Source organism: Paenibacillus pedocola, assembly GCF_031599675.1.
GTDB lineage: Bacteria > Bacillota > Bacilli > Paenibacillales > Paenibacillaceae > Paenibacillus_AQ > Paenibacillus_AQ pedocola.
Window position 1 is genome coordinate 531509 of record NZ_CP134223.1, and the last position, 19592, is coordinate 551100.

The following is a 19592-nucleotide window of genomic DNA, read 5'->3' on the forward strand; positions in this document are numbered from 1 at the left end:
AGTTCAATCTATATTAGTTTAATTTTCAATATCAAAATTTGATCTATAGGGGCGAAAAAAACGGCCTGCAAGGCCAGTGAAAAGCGTATTACCGTCCTATGCAGGACGGCACCGCTTCAATAAAAACACAAGGATAAAGTATAGCACGAATCATGCTGCTGAACAGCCGAATAACATTTACAGCACCGCCGGCTGCCAAAGCACAACTTCGCTGCCTGCCAGACTGGCCGGGATATCAATGATCCGCTGGTTGCTGCTTCCCCGGTAGGGGAGGGTAGTGTCTTTGAGTTCTTCTACAAAACGTCCATCAATGACCACCTGGCACAGGGCCAGCAGGTTCCATTCCGGTGAGCCGGGAGCAGCAGTGAGCTCCTCGTACGTGTAGCCGGTATAGATCCAGATCGGAAAGTCCGGCAGGACGGCACGCAGCTCCTGAATGAAGCCCATAGCCTCCTCTGCCGAGAAAAAAGGATCGCCGCCCGCCAGCGTCAGTCCATCCAGCAGCGGGTTGGCAGCCATTTCGGCGATGATCTCCCGCTGGCGCTCCAGGGTGAAAGGTTCGCCGAAATTGAAATTCCAGGTCTTCGGGTTGAAGCAGCCCGGGCAGCGGTGCCGGCAGCCGCTGAGGAAGAGGACGGCCCGCATGCCTTCTCCCTCGTTAATCGATTCCGGGTAGTAGCCGCAAATATTCATAGATGCTTAATGCGGTCTCTTACTTCTGCCTGCTTGGCAGCATTGAAGCGGGTCTGATAGTCGCCGGTCAGATATCCGGTTACCCGGCGCAGCCGGCGGATATGAACATCATGCTCATGTGCATCGCAGGAAGGGCAGTTCGTGCCGATTACGCCTTCATACCCGCAGCCGGAGCAGCGGTCAATCGGATGGTTGATGCTGAAATAGCTAATCTCCTGCTCCAGCGCGTACTTGATGATTTTGACAAAAGCCGACGGATTGCTGCGGGCATTGCCGTTCAGCTCGACGTAGGAGATAGCTCCGGCGTTGCAGTATTCATGGAAAGGAGCTTCCAGGCTGATTTTCTGCGCAGCGCCGAGCTCGTGGTATACAGGAATATGGAAAGAGTTCGTATAGTATTCGCGGTCGGTTACGCCCGGAATAGAGCCCAGTACCTTACGGTCCACTTTAGTGAACTTGCCAGACAGGCCTTCAGCCGGTGTGGCGAACAGGGTGATGTTAAGATTCAGCTCGTCGCTCTTGCGGTCGCAGTATTCGCGCATGTGGCGGACGATGGCCAGCGCCTTGGCGTGAACTTCCATATCTTCGCCGTGGTGCTTGCCGTACATTGCCTTCATGCACTCCGCCATACCTATGAAGCCGATGGACAGGCTTCCGTGCTTGAGCAGCTCGCCTACGCTGTCGTCAGGTGCAAGCTGTTCGCCGCCCTCCCAGACACCTTCGCGCATCATGAAGTCCGAGGCTTTGGCTTTCTGGGAAGTCTGGATGCGGAAGCGGTGCAGCAGACCTTCCAGTGCGATGTCCATATAATGATTCAGGTCATCGTAGAAGCCTTCCTCATCAGCGGCAAGACGGCGGCCGGTTACAGTCCCGTGGGCGAGGCCCAAACGGACAAGGTTCAGCGTGTTGAAGGACAGGTTTCCTTTGCCGGAGCAGTGATTGCGTCCGAACCGGTCGCCGAGCACCCGGGTGCGGCAGCCCATTGTGGCAAATTCCGTGTCCGGATCAGCCGGATCGTAATATTGCAGGTTGAGCGGCGCATCCAGATTGGCGAAGTTCGGATACAGTCTGCGGGCTGAGCATTCAGCCGCTTTGAGGAACAGCTCATAGTTCGGATCGCCCTGCTGCTGATTCACGCCTTGCTTGCACTTGAAGATTTGAATCGGGAACACCGGTGTTTCACCGCTGCCGAGGCCGTTCATCGTCGCAGTCAGCAGGGAGCTGATGACCAGCTGGCCTTCCGGAGAAGTGCAGGTGCCGTAGTTGATGCTCGTAAAAGGAATCTGCCCGCCGGAGCGGCTGGACATCGTATTTAGATTATGTATCATGCTCTCAGCTGCCTGAAGGGTTTCGCTTTCTGTTTCTTTCTGCGCGAAGCGGAATGCCCGCGGATACTGCTCAGCCAGATCGGTGCGGCTCATGGAGATGTCGCCAAGATGCTCGCCGGCTTGTCCTTCTTCGAAATACTCCAGTCCCTTACGGAACAGCTTGGCAAAGGACTTAGTTACATAAGGCGCAAGATCGTAGTCAATCTTATTGGCCGATACCCCGCCGTACTGGGCATTCTGCTGAGACTGGAAAATAATCGCAACCAGCGACATCGCCGTCATAATCGAGTTCGGAGGGCGGACGCTGCCGTTGCCGGTGTTGAAGCCTTCACGGAGCAGGCGTTCAAACGGGATGAAGATACAGTTGGTGGTTCCGATGGCGTATTGGTCCAGATCGTGGACGTACACGACATTATCAAGCGTCGCCTGCACGAGCTGCGGCGGCATAGTGAAATTGCGGGCATACCATTTGGAATACTCGCTGCCAAATTTGCTCATTTTACCGGAGAAGCTTTCCCCGTTCAAATTGGCATTCTCGCGCAGCAGGTCGAGGTCCCGGCTTTCGATAATATCCCGTCCCAGATGTATTACTTCATCCAAAAGAACCTCCTGTGCAGCTTGTCCACCATTGTACCGTTTCTCCAGCAGCGTCATGTATAGCTCTCTCCTCTCGGTATAGTCGTACTAGTAATAAAATATCTTTCTTATAAATTCCTCTATCTGAACTCAGTAAAAAGGCATCTCCCGCCTTGGAGGCGGAAAATGCCCGGATGCGTCATAAATATCCGCCAAGCGGATATTTCCAGTGGTCTGGATGTAAAAGAAAATCGGGCATAGCTTAGCCCTCTTGTCTTTTTGCAGAAGCCGATACCTGAAGGCGATAAGGGTTATCGCCTTCAGGTATCGGCAGCCTTGTGCTCCCCAAAGACAGGGTAGGCTATTTCTGCTGCTGCAGGCCGCATACGGACACCTCTCCTGTTCCTCGCAGGCATGAATACGGTGCCCGGAAACAGGCAGGTCTCCTGGCTTCCGGTACATCTTCCGTGCCTTCCCAAGGGCCTCATGCCCTCAGTGGCTCTTAGTGCCGGAAGATGCTGGCTGGCAAGCCCCGTTAGGCCTCCCGCATCCGGTTACAGTGGCGGGACCGCAGCGGATTTGCACCGCGTTTCCCTATTAAGCTTCAGCTCCCTATTTAAGAGCAAAGCACCTGTTTCCACTATATTTTGTTGTCGTTAGTTAAAAATAACCCAATATATTGTGTTTGTAAACCACTTTTTAAAAACCCGCTCCAGGCGCGGGTTCGGCCCGCTTACTCACAAGTGATCCACAGTTAGTCCACAGGTAATCCACAACCTGAGCATAAAAAACAGCGTTCCGGGTCATAAATTGTCCGAAAAAATGCCACAAAGACTCCATAAATATTGTGATTGTGACACTGGAATTGTGACTCGGTGATCAACCTATTAATAGATTCGAATAAAAGGGGTCTGGGGAAGATCCTCATGGCAATTTGTAGGAGCACAGCGGAGTTGCTACAATAAGAAGAGACTAGCGGGATTTAACGGATTCGATAAAGGGAAGGCTCACAAATCTTGTTCAGGAGGGATTTAGAGATGGCTATTGGCGAAGTTACGGTAATTCCGATCGGTACAGGCAGCACTAGTCTCAGCAGCTATGTGGCCGACATGCAGCGGGTATTGCAGACAGTGGAGGGGATCACCTTTGAACTTACTTCTATGGGGACAATTATTGAGGGGCCGGTCTCACAGATTCTGGCTGCGGTAGAAGCACTACATGAATCTCCGTTCACAGCAGGGGCACAGCGTGTATCCACCTCGCTCAAAATCGATGACCGCCGCGACAAGCCTTCTACCAGCCGCAGCAAGCTGCAATCGGTAGAACGCAAGCTGCAGGATAACTAGTTTCCAGGTACAAAAAGTGTTGCGTTTTTTGCTGGAAGTTGTATAATGTTTTTTGTTTGACGGCAAACCTGCTTCAAGCTGGTGTAGCTCAGGGGTAGAGCAACGCACTCGTAATGCGTAGGCCGGGGGTTCAATTCCCTTCACCAGCATCCGCGCTTAAAAGTCCCGTTATATCAACGTATGTCAGCGTTGAATGTGACGGTAGGACATACGATAGGCCAACGTGTTCCCGGTGTTATTCCGGTAGTACGTTGGCGCTGATTTACGAAGCCCCCACAGTAAAATGTGGGGGCTTTTCTATGTCTATTAATCCGCGATCAGGGGGCGAAATTACCGATGTTAGGAGAATTAATGCAGAGCTGCTGCGTACGCTTTAACCAGCTCGTCACTCTCTGGTTTCCGCAAATTCCTTTGAATTTCTCATAACATTCGGCTATTTTCAGCTTCATGACTTCGTCTTGGCATTGCTTGGTTGAAACGAGCATTTGTCGGCTCGTCCTCTTGTAAAAACCACTTCTCGATACCCCAACCAGTTGCACCATAAAATCCAGCTATTAAGTGCGATTAATTAAATCCATCAGACTCATCATAGTCAATTCCATCGGTGTTTTTACGATGTAAGATGAATTTTTGGGTCGCTGTGAGGAGTAGGATTATTAGTTATGATGCTGGAGGCGGTACTGCATTCTCCAGGTAACAATTACTTGACCAGTATCCATCGACACAGAGTGTATATTGTGGGACATAGCACAATATAACTATGCTTGCATTACAAACTAATTTAGTATAAATAGTTTTAGCACCATATCTACATAATGTTCCAACTAAACCATTGCATTCATCTTGGATGTTACCACCATAACTTTGAGTTTGAGTACAATACCAACAATAAAGCGGAGTGCTAGCTTGATTAGTGTTATTACTAATTTTTATCGCATCAAGCTTTTTGTTTATTTCCTTCTCTAGCCCGTTATAATTTTCATTGTCTCTTACAGAAAAGCCAAAGTGCTCTTGGTTGGTTTTTAGATCAATTATATAGACATTTTTTTCAGTTAATACTTTACTGTAATCTATAATTGCAGCGCTTAATTCCTCCGTATCTTTAGTGTACACAATACTAAGTATTGAAGTTAATTTCGCTTCTCCTTGTAATTCATAATTGTACTTAATCTCATACTGGACTAAGAAACCATTAGGGAGTGAATCTTCTTTTGTGACTTCCTTTAAAATATAGGGAGTCTCTGAAACCAAAAGCTCTTTATAATCTAAAAAATAGTCTGTTTTTTTAACTAATTCAATAAATTCATCTGTATTATCTATTTTTGAAGCAAACGAGGTGGTTCCTGTAATAGAAATCAGCAGAAATAGAATGGGAAAAATCATCATTGATCTAGTAAAGACTTTCTTCATAATTTTCCTCCCTATTTCAAATTTTGAGACTGCATGGTTAGCGATTTGTATAAAGCCACTTTCTTCTTTATGGAATTAGATTTCCCAAAGCTAATTAAATTCAAGAAAGTCCAAATTATAAGTAAAGTGAACGGCCGTTCTGTAGATTCTTCACTTTCAATAAAATGCTTATTTTTATGAATATAAGCGGCCTCCTTTCCGAAGAAATGTATAATGTATATATATTATACCATAAAAATCCATTTTAGGCAGCGCGATTTAATCATTTTAGCATACTTGACCGAACTAATTGAAATTAATCATTCCGATAAACTGGTCTATGACGGGCAAATAAGCTATAATGCAAAAGACATTTCGACTAAGAAACTGACGCTCACAGACACTGCTGAACTAATTGGTATGTATCGGGTACCTGGCGGGTATCTTCTTAATAGAGGTTTTATAGATGTTCAGGAAGGAGCGTATGCATAGGAAATGGGCAGTATTCTTATTGCGTGGCTTTGCATGCTTTGTCTGTTTTTCACATTTAAAGATAAGGTCAGCCGGAGAATTCTTTATCCGGTAGCACTGGTTGTGGTTTTCGGCACTTTGGGTTATTGGACGGTTTTAATGTAATCTTTAGGTAACTATCAGCTTATTTTCAGGTAGATCATTTATATTGAAGTTACCAAACACCCCCCAGTGTTATATGGTACCCTGCAGGTCTTGCCAACTCCCATGGCAAGGCCTTTTTGTTACCCGGGAGGGAACGAATAGTCGTAGTTTAATCAATTATATAAAAAAATAATTAATTATATTTTTATTATCTAGTTTCATGTGACTTTTTTCACAATAAAATATCTTGAATTGATTTATATTGAATTTGAAATACTAAAGATGAAAATAAAGCTTACGAAAGAAGGAGAATAATGATGAAATATGAAGGAAGTCTCCGGCGCGGTTTGATCTTCGGTTTGGTTTTAAGTGTTCCATTGTGGATGTCCATGATCGGCTGGATGCAGCTGCTATAAATATACTGGTGTGTACTTTACAAAAGCTGTTGCCGAGTAAATCCGACGACAGTTTTTTTGGTGTTTTCAGAAGCTGCAGGCGGCATGTTATACTATGCTGAAATCAGTATCTTAAGGGGACAGTATTTATGTGGACGATCATTTTACTTGCAGTTATAGTTGTCGCCGCCGCAGGGCTGGTTTATGCGGGCTTCTATTTTTACGGGGTGGCGATCAAGCGGGCGCCGAAGGAATTTTTGGCGAAAACGCCTGATTTGAAGGTGGATCCGCCGGTTGCCGGAGCTTCCTGGGGAGAAGGGGCAGAATGGGTCTCCCGGCAGCATTTCCGGGAGGTTGAGCTGCGCTCGGACGACGGTTTGAAATTGAAAGGCTACTTTTTGCCTTCAGAGCGGGCTGAAGGACGGACTGCGATCATTGCCCACGGTTATTCCGGGAAAGGCAAGGATATGGGCGCAACCGCCAAGATTTATTATGAGCATTCCGGCTACAATGTGCTGATTCCGGATGCCAGGGGACATGGCCAAAGTGAAGGGGATTACATCGGCTTCGGCTGGCCGGAGCGCAGGGACTATCTGAAATGGATAGAGTTTGTTCTTCAGGAGACCGGGCCGCAGGCCCAGATTGTACTGCACGGGGTATCCATGGGAGGCGCAACGGTGCTGATGGCTTCAGGGGAAGAGCTTCCGCCGCAGGTCAAAGCTGTGGTTGCCGACTGCGGATATAGCTCGGTGAAGGCACAATTATCCTACCAGCTGCGCCGGATGTATCATTTGCCGGGGTTTCCCTTCATCCACTTCGCTAGTCTGATTACGCGGATCAAAGCAGGTTATTTCTTCGGTGAAGCCTCTGCGCTGAAGCAGGTGCGCAAAGCGAAGGTGCCAATTCTGTTTATTCATGGAGATGCCGACAAATTCGTGCCCTTCTTTATGATGGAGGATTTATATCAGGCCTGCAGCGCTCCCAAGGATAAGCTGGTGGTGCACGGAGCCGGACACGGGCTTGCCTATGACACGGATAAATCTGAATATATCGCCAGAGTAGATAATTTCATTGCACGGTATGTTCACTAATCGGTGAATATACCCCCAGAAAGTAGACGTGCCCGATATCCGCAAGCCGCGGTTATCGGGCACTTATATGTTCCACACATGGATGTGCTCTCTGCAACAAGAAAGCAGCTAGGCCATGTCTTCTCGGTATATTTCATCCCCCGCCGTTCGTGAGCGTAACGGGTATCGTAATTCCTTGTTATTTCCAGCAGCCGTGTGGCGAGAATAATCCTTCCAAAACGACAAAAGCCCTACCTCTCTCTTGTCCTTGCGGCTCCGTGGCCGCGCCAGTGTGAATCGGAATGCTATGTTCGAATTTAGTCTCATAAAAAGGAAGAGTCATGCAAGAAAACGTAAGATTTTGTGTCCAAAATGCCGATAATAAAAGGAAGCAAAGCAATCGGCCTGACATCTTCTTGATGGGGATATATAATACACCTAAACAAATATTATTTTATTATATCACGGAATATATGTTATTGCAAATATAAAAAAGCGCTCGGAAAGACTGGGGATGGGGGAGCAAATGAATATATACGGGGCTTTTTTGAAGAAACAGATCGGAAATTATTTGTTCGGCTCCGTTGTTGCTGTAATGGCGGTGGGTAGTCTGATATTGCTGTCTTCTCTGGAGATCAGCGTCGTGGAGTATGGCCGCCTGTTAATTGTACTGGTGCTTTCGTTCATGATTATGGTATTTGCAGAGGTCAGCGTATTCCTGAAGCAAATTAGACCGGTCCGCACCGCTTTAATGGAATCAAAACCAACGCTGGCTGTGCTGGAAGAAGCTTATCTGCACACGCATCAGCTGCCAAGGCATGCAGTCCTGCGGATTCTTGGTCCCCACCTGCTCGGTTTGTCTGTGCCGGCAACCCTGATGACATTATGGATGATTCACAGCGGACTGCTCAGCATTCCTTATTTTTATCTGCTGCTCGCGGTCATTGGGGCGGTTCTTATTGCCAGCATGCATGCACTGATTGAGTTCTATCTGACCTGCTCGGCAATTATTCCGCTGATTAAGGAATTCAGAAACCGGGCGCTTGAGATATACAATGTGGATTTCTCGCTGGAGGGGCATGTCTTCGTGCCGATCCGTCCGAAATTTTTGATCAGCTGCATGCTGATCGGGACGTTTCCGCTGTTTCTTTTTATTATGGCCACGCAGATACGCATGAACAATACCGGAAGCGGGCTGATTGGCCTGCAGAGCTATTGGGCCTGGGCAGGCATGGTGCTGCTGATCGGCACTTTTTTCTCCTCGGTAGCGGCACTCCTCTTGACCAACAGTGTGCAGCATCCGATCAATGAGCTGTACCAAGCGATGAATCACGTAAAGGATGGACGCCTCCTGCAGGTGCAGGATGAATATTCTGATGAATTTTCTAAGCTGGTCGCCGGATTTAATATGATGGTACGGGGTCTGCAGGAACGCGAGCAGCAGAACCGGCAGCTGCTGGACAGCTATTTTACGACCCTCGCCGTTGCCCTGGATGCCCGTGATTCCTACACTGCCGGTCATTCGCTTCGGGTGGCGGAATACTCTGTCATCATCGGGCAATTGGCAGGTCTGTCCGGACAAGGTCTTGATGATTTGCGGAAGTCGGCACTCCTGCATGATATCGGCAAAATTGGCGTCCCGGATAATGTCCTGTTCAAAGAGGGGAATCTTACAGATGAAGAGTTTGATCAAATCAAAAGTCATCCGGTGCTCGGAGAAAATATTTTGCGCCAGATCGAACCGGTAGAGAAAATGGCTCCATATTTAAGCGGAGTGCGCTCGCATCATGAACGCTATGACGGCAAAGGTTATCCCGATGGGCTGGCGGGAGCGGGTATTCCGCTGCATGGCAGAATTATTGCAGTAGCGGATGCTTATGATGCGATGACCTCGGACCGCCCGTACCGGAAAGGGATGGACCATGAACGGGCGCTGATGATTCTGGAACAAGGCCGGGGCAGCCAGTGGGATCCTGAGTTCGCCGGACTATTCCTGGACTATTTCGGGAAAACTGTAAAATCCGGCGAAAGACAGTATCCGGGCCGGACGGGGTAATCCAAGCCGTATGCTGTGAGTATGGTTATCCCCTAATATTTCTAGCGAAAGCGGATACTTCCATTTTGTGGAGGTGTCCGCTTCTCCTTGCGTGCCTATTTTGTGAACAGCTCTGTAAAACCGACAATTAACGACTACATTCATTGAAGGATTGAGGGTAGACCGTTATAATTATTAAGTCTGGATTTTAATTAAAAAATAAGGGAGAATTTTATGAAACGCGCAGATGTGCTGCTAATATCCATCGTGCTGATTGCTGCGCTTGCTTTTCTCGTGCCAAGATGGCTGGGCGATGATAAAGGCGGGCCGGGCAAGAATCTCGTGGCCAATATAACGGTGGACGGCAAGCTATTTAAGACCGTACAACTTACACAAGAAGAGCAGACGATTGAAATCCGCACAGACCGGGGTTATAACATTCTGAAAGTGCATGATTACGGAATCGAGATGTATGATGCGGACTGTCCCGATAAGGTATGCCTAGGCTTTGGAAAGATCACTCAGCCCAAACAGACCATCGTGTGTCTGCCGCACCGGGTACTGGTAGAAATTGCAGGGACATCGGGAGGAGATGAGATCGATGGCTATGTCCAGTAAGGAATCAGCAACGGCTCTGAAAAGAACGGTGATTATTGCGATTTTTGCTGCGGTTGCCGTAGTGCTAAGTATTGTGGAAGCCCAGATTCCGCTCGCAGGAATGGGCCTGATGCCCGGTGCGAAGCTAGGATTTGCAAACATAATGATTTTGACCTGTATTTTCTTTTTGCGCGGACGTGACGCTTTTGTGCTGGTGATTCTGAAGACCCTGCTTACCGCATTTTTGCTCGGTACTTTCTCAAGTTTGCTCTTCAGCCTGTTTGGTTCACTGCTCAGTTTTGTGGTCATGTTCCTTCTGGTCCGCTTTGGCCGCAAAAAACTCAGTGTCATCGGAATCAGCATCGCCGGGGGACTCGCCCACAATACCGGGCAGCTGCTGGCTGCATCCATGGTATTTAACTCTACGAGTATTTTATACTATCTGCCTGTTTTGCTGGTTACAGGTATTGTGACGGGGATTCTTGTCGGCTTTGCGGTGCGCTATCTGGTGGCTTCATTGTCGAAGATTTCGCTGTTTGAAGAGTTTCTGAACTGACCGGGTCAGTAGCTGCGGAAGGATGACTAACATGAATGAATCTTACAAGGAAACAGAAGCCGGAGAGAAAGCTGCAATTATCTCTCTGGAGGGAGTGGCGTTCGGATATGATCCGGAGCACCCCATTCTGCAAAATATTACGCTGTCCATTCCTGAGGGACAATGGGTGAGCGTGGTCGGCCCGAACGGCAGCGGCAAATCGACGCTGGTCAAGCTGTTGAATGACCTGCTGCCCAAAAGCGCTGGAGAAATCATTGTCTGCGGACACCGTTTAGAAGAGGAGACCATCGGAGCCATCCGTAGATGCATCGGTATGGTCTTTCAGAATCCCGATAATCAGTTTATCGGTGCAACGGTAGAGGAAGACATCCTGTTCGGCCTGGAAGGCCTGTGTTTATCCTACACAGAGATGGACGAACGCCTCAAATTCTATACAGAGAAGCTGGGGATCGGCCATTTGCTGTCCAAACACCCGGGTGAACTGTCCGGCGGGCAGAAACAGCGGGTTGCCATCGCCTCCATTCTTGCCATGAAGCCAGGCATCGTCATCTTTGACGAGGCCTCTTCTATGTTAGACGAGGGGAGCCGGGATGAGCTGCTGGATATTCTGCGGGGGATGCGTGATGAAGGGTATACCATTCTGATGATTACGCATGATGCCGATGAGATTCTGGCTTCTGACCGTGTGCTTGCGCTCCATGGAGGCACTCTGGCAGCAGACGTGCTGCCGGTGGAGCTGTTCCGGAATCAAGAGCTGCTTACGAAATGCCATCTGCGCGAGCCTTATCCCTGGAGGCTTGCCCGTGAATTGCAGCGCTTGGGGATCCAGGTGGATGTTCCCGCCAGTGAAAAGGAGCTTATAGATACACTATGGCCATACAACTACAGCAAGTAAGCTACACCTACGCTGACCGGAGCCTATGGAAGCAGACGGCGCTGCATGATATTAATCTGAATATTTCAAAAGGGTCCATGGTCGGGATTGCCGGTGCAACAGGCTCCGGCAAGTCTACACTGCTTCAGCTGTTCAACGGGATTCTGAAGCCGTCGGAAGGGACAGTCAGCGTGCTTGATGTAACCATCCGGGCCGGCGAAAAATCGCCGAAGCTGCTGCCGCTCCGCCGCAGGGTGGGCCTTGTCTTTCAATTTCCGGAGCAGCAGATGTTCGAAGAGACCGTGGAGAAGGATTTGATTTTTGGACCGCTTAATTTTGGCATGAGTCCGGAGGAAGCCAAACTGCGGGCCCGTCAGGCGATGACGGATATGGGGCTGGACCTTAGTCTGCTGGAACGCAATCCGTTCCGCTTGAGCGGAGGACAGATGCGTAAAGCGGCGATTGCTTCGGTGCTGGCGATGGACCCGGATATCGTCGTGCTGGATGAGCCGACGGCGACGCTGGATCCTGTCAGCCGCGCAGAACTGATCAGCCTTCTGGAGCGGCTCTGCCGCGAACAGGGGCGGACGATAATCATCGTAACCCATCGAATGGACGAGCTGCTGCCCTATGCTGATCACTGGGCACTGCTCAAGGAAGGGCGTATGGCCTTTCAGGGGAGCGGGCAGGAGCTTGCTGCAGATCCTGATATCCTGGAGAACTGCGGGCTGACAGTCCCGCATTCGCTCCGGTATTGGCGGGCGGTTGCTGAGCGGTTCGGTCTGGAAGGCGAGAAGCCTTGCCTGACTGCTGAGAGCCTTGCTGCGCGGATCGCCTCACTGCAGGGAGAAGCGGAGAGCAGCGGGTCTGCGGGAAAGAGGGATGGCTATGAATGAACGGCTGCTGCTTGGACGCAGCATTGAGACCGGGTCCTGGGTGCACAAGCTGGATGCCCGCTCCAAAATAACCGGGATGTTATTGTATTTAGTCATTATTCTGCTGTCGCATTCCTGGGCAGCGATGGGGCTGCTGGCTGTATTCTCGATCGCGGTGATGGCGTCGACGCGCATCCCGCTCCAATATTTCATTAAAGCTGCCAAGCCTTTGCGGTTTTTGATGTTATTTATTTTCATTGTACAGATCCTGTCGGTGAAGGAAGGCGATGTATGGTTCTCGCTAGGGTCGTTTTCGCTGTACGAGGGCGGACTGCGTCTGGGATCCTTTTCGGTCATCCGCATGCTGTTTCTGATCACATTCACGGCGCTGCTGACCTTCACGACAACACCGGGCAAGCTGAATCAGGGTCTCGAAGGTATTCTTTCTCCGTTCAAGAAGCTGGGGTTATCACCGGACCGGCTCACGATGATGATTGGCATCGCCCTGCGCTTCATTCCGACGATTCTCGATGAAGCGCAGATCATTATGAAAGCCCAGGCCTCCCGCGGAGCGGATCTCAAGGAGCTGCCGCTGAAGGAAAAGGGGCGGATGCTCGTATCGCTGCTTGTACCGGTAATCACCAGCGCCTTCCGGCGCGCCCAGGATCTTGTCTATTCCATGGAAGCACGCGGCTTCCGCATGGATGCCCCGCGCAGCCAGTATCACCGCCTGAGGTGGGGCATGGCTGATACTTTGTTCGTCGTTATGTTCATCATCATGGGAGTTGCAGTAGCATTATTGTAATATTTTAGGGGGAAACAAGCATGGCACGTTATTTTAATGGCAGGGAAATTGAATTATTGGCACCGGCAGGGACGTTTGAGATTTTCAAGGATGTTGTTCAGTCGGCTTGTGACGCGGTTTATTTTGGCGGTCCGGTCCTTAATATGAGAATGATGCGCAAAGGCTACAATCTGTCGCACGAGGAAATTGCCCAGGCGCTGGTGATTGCCCACAGTCTTGATAAAAAAGTGTACGTTACCGTCAATAATCTGTTCAGTGAAGAGGATGTGGAAGAAGCCAGAGAATACCTGCGGTTCCTCGACGAAGTTCAGCCCGATGCGCTGATCGTGCAGGACATGGCGGTGCTGGAGCTGATCCGCGAGATGGGGCTTACGGTCCCAATTCATGCTTCAGTAATGATGAATGTCCACAACCTGGAGATGATCTACGCGCTGCGCGAGCTTGGGGTAAGCCGGGTAGTGACTTCGCGTGAGATGGATTTGCAGACGGCGAAGCTGCTGGGACAGAGAAGCGGAATGGAGCTGGAGTATTTCATTCACGGCGATATGTGTTCAGTGCATGGGGCCAACTGTTATTTCAGTTCCCAGGTGTTCGGGATGAGCAGCAACCGGGGGAAATGCATGAAGCCTTGCCGCTGGGATTACCGGATCAAGAAAGACGGCTATGTCTTCCCGGCAGAATATCCGCTGGCTGTCAAAGATATGTTCATGTATGAGCATCTTCCGGAGCTGATCGAATCGGGAATAACCTCCTTCAAAATTGAAGGCCGGATGCGCGACAAAGAATTTATGGTCATGCTGGCGAACAGCTACGGCGAAGCCATTGACCGCTACATCGATGATCCGATCGGCTTTGACCGTACCGTAGACTCCAAAGAGCTCTACAAAAACCGCAAACGCGATTTTTCCACCGCTTATGCTTTTGGCAAACCGGGCTTAGCGAACATTAACCGCCGTTATGAAGGTACAGGCAAGTTTTACAGCACAGGCAAGGTATTCAGCACACCTACTGCAGAGCGGGAATTGTCAGAGGACCGGGTAATGCAGCTGAAGGAACGGTTTGCGGAAGGTAAAAAAGCAAAATCAGCCAAACCTGAGCTTGCGGTACGTGTGAATAATATGGAGCAGGCAAAGCTGGTGCTTGAGCTGGGTGTAGACCATCTGTATCTTCCGGGGGATGTATTCGAGCCGGATCTGCCGTTCACCAAACAGGATATTAAAGAACTTGGGGCGCTGAAGGGCCGGACGAAGCTGTATCTGGGGATGCCGCGAATGATGACGGAGCTGCATTTTGATCAGTTCAGTCAATTGCTGAGCGGTGAGCGTCTGCCGGTTGACGGGCTGCTGGTTACGAATTTAGGGGCGATTCACCGCTTCAGAGATATGGGATATCCAATGATCGGAGACAGCAATCTTAACGTTTATAATCATCTCTCCGCTGGTTTATATACAGGCCTGGGTCTCCAGAAGCTGACGGTTTCACCAGAAATGACCATGGAGCATTTTGCCTCCTTTACCTCCCGTTGCGATCTGCCGCTTGAAGTTGTAGTTCACGGCACACCGGCACTGATGTATATGGAACATGATTTGTTTGAGAACACGGAGGTTATGGAGCCGATCGGCGAGGAAGATAATCTGCATGTCAGCAACAAGGTGCTCGTGCTTAAGACAGACAAAGGCGAAAACCCGGTCTATCGTGACCAGTATGGCCGCTGCCACCTGCTCTTCTCCAAAGAACTGTGCTTCCTGCCGATGCTGGGTGAAATGAGCGATCTCGGGATTGCCACCTTCCGGATTGAAGGAGCGACTTATAGCACCACTGAACTGCGGATCATCATTACAGCTTATCAGGCCGCTATGAACGGCACTAGTGATAAAGAAGATCTGCTGGGCGGATTGCAGCCTGTGTATGCAGGATATACCCTGGGTTCTCTGCAATTCAATTAATATTTAAAATTTAATATACAAAGCTGTATTATTTATGCGATACATTACAGATTGCCAAGTTACATTTTTCACAAACGATATGGATGGTTAGGGGCAGGCACGGACGATATAATAAGTAAAAAGCGCTGTGGATCATTCCTGCAGGCAGTGAATTTTCATCAGATGAAAGAGAGGGTATCTTCATGGAGCAATCACCATTCATCGGCAGAGAGGCTGTAGCCGCTAAACGCAAGCAATATTTCTATCCTTGTACAGCACACTTTTATCGTGATGCCCCGCAAATAGTCCGGGGAAGCATGCAATATGTCTATGATGAGAACGGCAAGGAATACACGGATTTCTTCGCTGGTGTTTCGGTTGTGGCCTGCGGCCACTGCAACCCGGCTATCACGGCCCGTACGATCGAGCAGCTGCAGCAACTGCAGCATACCTCGACGGTGTATTTGACCCAGCCGAATGTGGATCTCGCAGAACGGCTGGAAGCTGTGCTGCCGGGAGGCTTGTGCCGGAGCTTTTTTGTGAACAGCGGCTCGGAAGCCAATGAAGGTGCGCTGCTGCTGGCTAGAATGCATACCGGACGCAAGGGCTTTATTGCGCTGGAGAGCGGCCTGCACGGGCGGACCAATCTTACAATGAGCGTAACCGGACTGCAAATGTGGCGGACGGACAAGTATCTGGATGAGGATGTCACCTTTATTGAACGGCCGTATCATCCTGAGCTGTCGCTGGAGGAGGCTGCAGCACGCTCGGTTCAGAGCCTGAAGCGTGTTCTGGAAGAGAAGGGTGACAGCATTGCCGCAATGATCGTTGAACCGATTCAGGGCAATGGCGGCATGATTATGCCGGCGCCTTCGTATTTCCGCGAAGTTAAAGCGCTGCTTGAGCAATACGGTGTACTCTTGATTGACGATGAAATTCAAACCGGCTATGGACGTACGGGGGCCATGTTTGCGATTGAGCATTTCGGAGTCGTTCCGGATATCATCAGTATGGCAAAAGCGCTCGGCAACGGTGTTCCGGTGGCGGCCTTTGCAACCACGGATGAAATTGCCGGTTCGTTGAACCGTCCGTCAGCATCAACCTTTGGAGGTAATCCTGTGTCTGCGGCGACGGCACTGGCTGTGCTGGATTATATCGAAAGTGAGCGGTTGCCGGAGCGTGCTGCAGAGCTGGGCGGACATCTGAAACGCGGCCTGCAGCAGCTTCAGGCGAGTTATCCTGCGCTCATCTGTGATGTACGGGGCACCGGCTTCATGCTTGGCGCCGAATTAACCGGCAATGCAGCGGTCAGTGCGGCCGAGCTGACGGATGATGTGCTGGAAGAGATGAAGGACCGCGGGTACCTGATCGGCAAAAACGGTGTGAACCGCAATGTTCTTGCCTTCCAGCCGCCGCTTATCGTTACAGCGGAGAATATTGATGGTATGCTTAAAGTACTGAATGATGTGCTGCTTCAAGCATCGCATAAGCTAACTGCGGCCGTGCAGGCCGAGTAGACAAGCCGGACAGGAATCGAAGGTAAAGGACGAATGATATGGTTATATTGAATGCTTTCAAAACAACGGCCCTTAAGCTGAAAATGTTCAGCGAGCTGGTCATGTTCTCACATACGCTCTTCTCCCTGCCGTTTGCCATCATCTCGATGGTATGGGCAGCAGGCGGATGGCCTTCCGGCCATATGATGCTATGGGGGCTCATCGCACTGATCGGGGCGCGCAATGGTGCCAATGCCTTTAACCGGCTGGTGGACCGTACCTTTGATAAACAGAATCCGCGCACCGCGCACCGGCATCTGCCGCAGCGGCTGCTGGCGGAGAAAGAAGTTATTCTGTTTATCGTCATCAACTATGCACTGTTTATTGTTGCCTCCGGTATGCTGAACCTGCTCTGCCTGGTGTTGTCGCCGGTGGCGATTGTCCTGATCTCTACTTACTCTTATACTAAACGCTTTACCTTTCTCAGCCACTTATACCTGGGATTCGTGATTGCTTCGGCACCGATTGGTGCCTGGTTCGCGGTGACCGGGAATATCGCGTTTACCCCGTTTGTCATTGGCACGGTCGTTATGCTATGGATTGCCGGCTTTGACATCATCTACGGTACGCAGGATATCGATTTTGACCGGCGGCACGGCCTCTGGTCCATCCCGAGCTTCTTCGGGCTGGAGAACGCCCTGCGCATCTCCAAGGGCCTGCATTTCATCATGGTGCTGCTGCTGCTCTTCCTGTACCTCTGGCGTGATCTGGGCTGGATGTACCTTGTGGGCATCGGTATAGCCACCCTGCTCCTGATGACGGAGCACAGGATTATCAAACCTTCGAACCGTAAGCTGATGAAGGTGGCTTCGTATAATTTGAATCAGGTGATCAGTATGGTGATATTGCTGTGTACGCTGATTGATTATTTTTATGTTAGCTAGGGGGCGGCGGTGGCTCGGTTAGGGTGCTCTGCTGCGAGGAATGTTTGGACTTCCGGCAGCTGTTATGTCTGGATTCCCTGATTGGAAACCGCTGTTCGCGGTAGGAATCCAAACATAAAGGCGGACGCTATCGCTCCTACAGTTCCAAAATTCCTCTCCGCTCGCCTACACCTCGCCTGGGCTAACAACAAAAGAACAACATGCCTACCCAGCAGGGGGCGGCAGAAAGGCGCGTATAAGGCTGGCTACGCGCCTTTTTTGCTGTTCCCAACCCCCAAAAACCAAAAACCCCCATGCTAAACTCACTCACGGGCGCTACGCTGCGTTCGGCTGGTTTAGCGGTGGGAAGAAATGGATGCAAAAAAAAGAGCCCGAGGGCTCTTTTTTGCGTTTGAGGGGAGGCTTCAAGTGTTTAAAGATAGATTACATTAGTGATTAGTGATCGCGCCCTGCAAAATACTGCAGCAGGGTATCCAGATTGGCATGGGCCGGATAATCGGAGAGCTGCTGCACGATGGCTGCGGCTTGATCCAGATAGCTCTGGCTGACTGCCTCAGTACGGGCTAAGGCATCACTGCTGATGATTAGATCCAGTACATATGACACTTCTTCTTCGGAGGAGGCGGGGCCAATCGTACGAATCGCCGGAGCGAGCTTAGGGTCCTGAAGCGCAAAGAGCACGGGAAGGGTTACCTGGCCATGCCGCAGGTCGCTGCCGGCGGGCTTGCCCAGCACATCCGCAGACTGGGTGAAGTCAAGCAGGTCATCCTGTATCTGAAAGGACATGCCCAGCGCTTCCCCAAAAGTATAAAGCAGCTGTGCGACTTCTTCTGAGCTCTCCGTAGACAATGCGCCGACCCGCAGGCAGGTAGCCATTAGCAGGGCTGTCTTGTTGCGGGATTTCTCCAGGTATTGCTCAAGCGTCAGATTATAATCGAAGGCATGCTCCATCTGCTGGTATTCACCGAGGCAGAGCTGAGCGGTTGCTACGGCAGAGAGATCATGAACGTAGCGGTTTTTGTCTCCGGTATACTTGCTTAACAGCTCGATTACCCTGGCAGACATATAATTGCCGATATGAACAGCGGATAGAACACCGGTCTTCACGTGCAGGGCGGCACCGCCGCGCCGCAGCTCGGCATCGTCGATAATATCATCATGAATTAAAGAGGCTGCGTGGATAAATTCTGCAGCTGCGGACAGCTGCAGGGTTCTGCGTCCTGAAGGTTTGCGTCCAAACCGTCCGCCGACGATGACCATCAGCGGGCGGAGACGTTTGCCACCGGAGCCGACCAGCTCAAGAATGCTCTGGGCCAGCTGCGATTTTTTGGGAACATCCTTATCACGGGCCACGAGATTTTCGATTTCACGGTTAATTTCATTCAGATCTATATTCAAGGCTTCATGCAGCTTCATGTTTAGGATTCCCACCTGTCAAATGGCTTTGCTTGTGCGGCTTCGCTGGCTGCGCTCTTGGAGAAGGAACTCTTCGATTCCAGCCGCCGGATTTTGCTCTGCGAAGTCTCCATTTGAACGTCTGATCTGCAATTTCTTAATGGATGGAGCCAAATAAGCAACGAGGTCCAGCTCACGGCATTTCACTGCAAACTGCAGATAAAAGCTATACAAATAATCTCCGTCCAAAATGTTGCGGGTAAGTTCGGGATGATGTGGGACACATTCCATATGGCGCTGTGCCGCCACGGTAAGAATGGTATAAATACCTAGCAAATGGACTTTGCGGTCATATTCCAGATCATGGCGTTCCAATACCGCGAGCAACTGCTCACATTCCGCCGGAGAGAGATACAATTGAATACCGGCGATAGGGGACATTTCAGTCTGTAAAAGCCGGAAGGTATCTTCAATGAGTTGTCTGTTCATTAAGCTCCTCTCCTTCATGTCGGTTTTGACGGAAGCAACCATTGCCCTGATTATCCCTACAAAACCATTCTTTAAAACCTTGTTAAATAAGGAGAGTAATGTGTCCTAGGGACACATTACTCTTAAGAATATCTTATTCAACTGTAGCACACATAAATCACATAATAATATGGTTAAATGAATTATGAC

The 19592-nt window shown here is 50.1% G+C and carries 16 protein-coding genes, 1 tRNA gene and 1 riboswitch; of the genes, 12 read left to right on the plus strand and 5 right to left on the minus strand.

Features of this window, described 5'->3' with window-relative positions; genetic code table 11:
• Positions 1 to 177 precede the first annotated feature (177 nt).
• Positions 178 to 693, minus strand: coding sequence for an anaerobic ribonucleoside-triphosphate reductase activating protein (gene nrdG / locus QU597_RS02315; RefSeq protein WP_310831193.1), 516 nt, complete (start codon positions 691 to 693; stop codon positions 178 to 180).
• On the minus strand, positions 690 to 2675 hold the full coding sequence (locus tag QU597_RS02320; RefSeq protein ID WP_310831194.1) for an anaerobic ribonucleoside triphosphate reductase: 1986 nt from the start codon (positions 2673 to 2675) through the stop codon (positions 690 to 692). The genes nrdG and QU597_RS02320 overlap by 4 nt, the downstream gene beginning before the upstream one ends.
• Before the next feature lie 341 nt (positions 2676 to 3016).
• Positions 3017 to 3247, minus strand: a riboswitch (cobalamin riboswitch).
• A gap of 387 nt (positions 3248 to 3634) precedes the next feature.
• On the opposite strand from QU597_RS02320, the gene QU597_RS02325 reads away from it, so the two are divergent.
• Together QU597_RS02325 and QU597_RS02330 are read left to right on the plus strand one after the other, a co-directional pair.
• Positions 3635 to 3943, plus strand: coding sequence for an MTH1187 family thiamine-binding protein (locus QU597_RS02325; RefSeq protein ID WP_310831195.1), 309 nt, complete (start codon positions 3635 to 3637; stop codon positions 3941 to 3943).
• Between the two features lie 77 nt (positions 3944 to 4020).
• A tRNA-Thr gene (locus QU597_RS02330) sits at positions 4021 to 4092 on the plus strand.
• Between the two features lie 511 nt (positions 4093 to 4603).
• Here QU597_RS02330 and QU597_RS02335 read toward each other — a convergent pair.
• The gene (locus tag QU597_RS02335) at positions 4604 to 5353 is read right to left on the minus strand and encodes a hypothetical protein (protein ID WP_310831196.1); all 750 of its coding nucleotides are present in this window, start codon (positions 5351 to 5353) and stop codon (positions 4604 to 4606) included.
• A 1138-nt stretch (positions 5354 to 6491) separates the two neighbouring features.
• Between QU597_RS02335 and QU597_RS02340 the strand changes: the two genes are divergently transcribed.
• The 10 genes from QU597_RS02340 (at position 6492) to QU597_RS02385 (ending at position 17519) form a co-directional block, all read left to right on the plus strand.
• Entirely contained in the window at positions 6492 to 7433 is a 942-nt protein-coding gene (locus tag QU597_RS02340; RefSeq protein WP_310831197.1) for an alpha/beta hydrolase, read from the plus strand.
• A 505-nt stretch (positions 7434 to 7938) separates the two neighbouring features.
• On the plus strand, positions 7939 to 9468 hold the full coding sequence (locus QU597_RS02345; protein ID WP_310831198.1) for an HD domain-containing phosphohydrolase: 1530 nt from the start codon (positions 7939 to 7941) through the stop codon (positions 9466 to 9468).
• A 213-nt stretch (positions 9469 to 9681) separates the two neighbouring features.
• Positions 9682 to 10065: a NusG domain II-containing protein gene (locus QU597_RS02350; protein ID WP_310831199.1), complete on the plus strand. Its 384-nt coding sequence runs from the start codon at positions 9682 to 9684 to the stop codon at positions 10063 to 10065.
• Positions 10049 to 10600: a Gx transporter family protein gene (locus QU597_RS02355; protein ID WP_236335743.1), complete on the plus strand. Its 552-nt coding sequence runs from the start codon at positions 10049 to 10051 to the stop codon at positions 10598 to 10600. The genes QU597_RS02350 and QU597_RS02355 overlap by 17 nt, the downstream gene beginning before the upstream one ends.
• Before the next feature lie 31 nt (positions 10601 to 10631).
• Positions 10632 to 11495, plus strand: a complete 864-nt coding sequence (locus QU597_RS02360; protein WP_310831200.1) for an ATP-binding cassette domain-containing protein — start codon at positions 10632 to 10634, stop codon at positions 11493 to 11495.
• Positions 11471 to 12370 carry an energy-coupling factor transporter ATPase gene (locus tag QU597_RS02365; RefSeq protein WP_310831201.1) on the plus strand — a complete coding sequence of 300 codons (900 nt, stop codon included), beginning with the start codon at positions 11471 to 11473 and terminating at the stop codon, positions 12368 to 12370. Before QU597_RS02360 ends, QU597_RS02365 begins: the two co-directional genes overlap by 25 nt.
• On the plus strand, positions 12363 to 13154 hold the full coding sequence (locus QU597_RS02370) for an energy-coupling factor transporter transmembrane component T family protein (RefSeq protein WP_310831202.1): 792 nt from the start codon (positions 12363 to 12365) through the stop codon (positions 13152 to 13154). The genes QU597_RS02365 and QU597_RS02370 overlap by 8 nt, the downstream gene beginning before the upstream one ends.
• 20 nt (positions 13155 to 13174) lie before the next feature.
• A complete protein-coding gene (locus QU597_RS02375; RefSeq protein ID WP_310831203.1) occupies positions 13175 to 15100 on the plus strand; it encodes a peptidase U32 family protein in 1926 nt (641 codons plus the stop codon).
• A gap of 182 nt (positions 15101 to 15282) precedes the next feature.
• Positions 15283 to 16596: an aspartate aminotransferase family protein gene (locus tag QU597_RS02380; RefSeq protein ID WP_310831204.1), complete on the plus strand. Its 1314-nt coding sequence runs from the start codon at positions 15283 to 15285 to the stop codon at positions 16594 to 16596.
• 38 nt (positions 16597 to 16634) lie between these two features.
• Positions 16635 to 17519 carry a UbiA-like polyprenyltransferase gene (locus tag QU597_RS02385; RefSeq protein WP_310831205.1) on the plus strand — a complete coding sequence of 295 codons (885 nt, stop codon included), beginning with the start codon at positions 16635 to 16637 and terminating at the stop codon, positions 17517 to 17519.
• A gap of 435 nt (positions 17520 to 17954) precedes the next feature.
• On the opposite strand, the gene QU597_RS02390 is transcribed toward QU597_RS02385, so the two are convergent.
• On the minus strand, positions 17955 to 18935 hold the full coding sequence (locus QU597_RS02390; protein ID WP_310831206.1) for a polyprenyl synthetase family protein: 981 nt from the start codon (positions 18933 to 18935) through the stop codon (positions 17955 to 17957).
• 18 nt (positions 18936 to 18953) lie between these two features.
• Complete coding sequence (locus QU597_RS02395; protein WP_310831207.1) at positions 18954 to 19403, minus strand: hypothetical protein; 450 nt, start codon at positions 19401 to 19403, stop codon at positions 18954 to 18956.
• Positions 19404 to 19592: the final 189 nt, after the last annotated feature.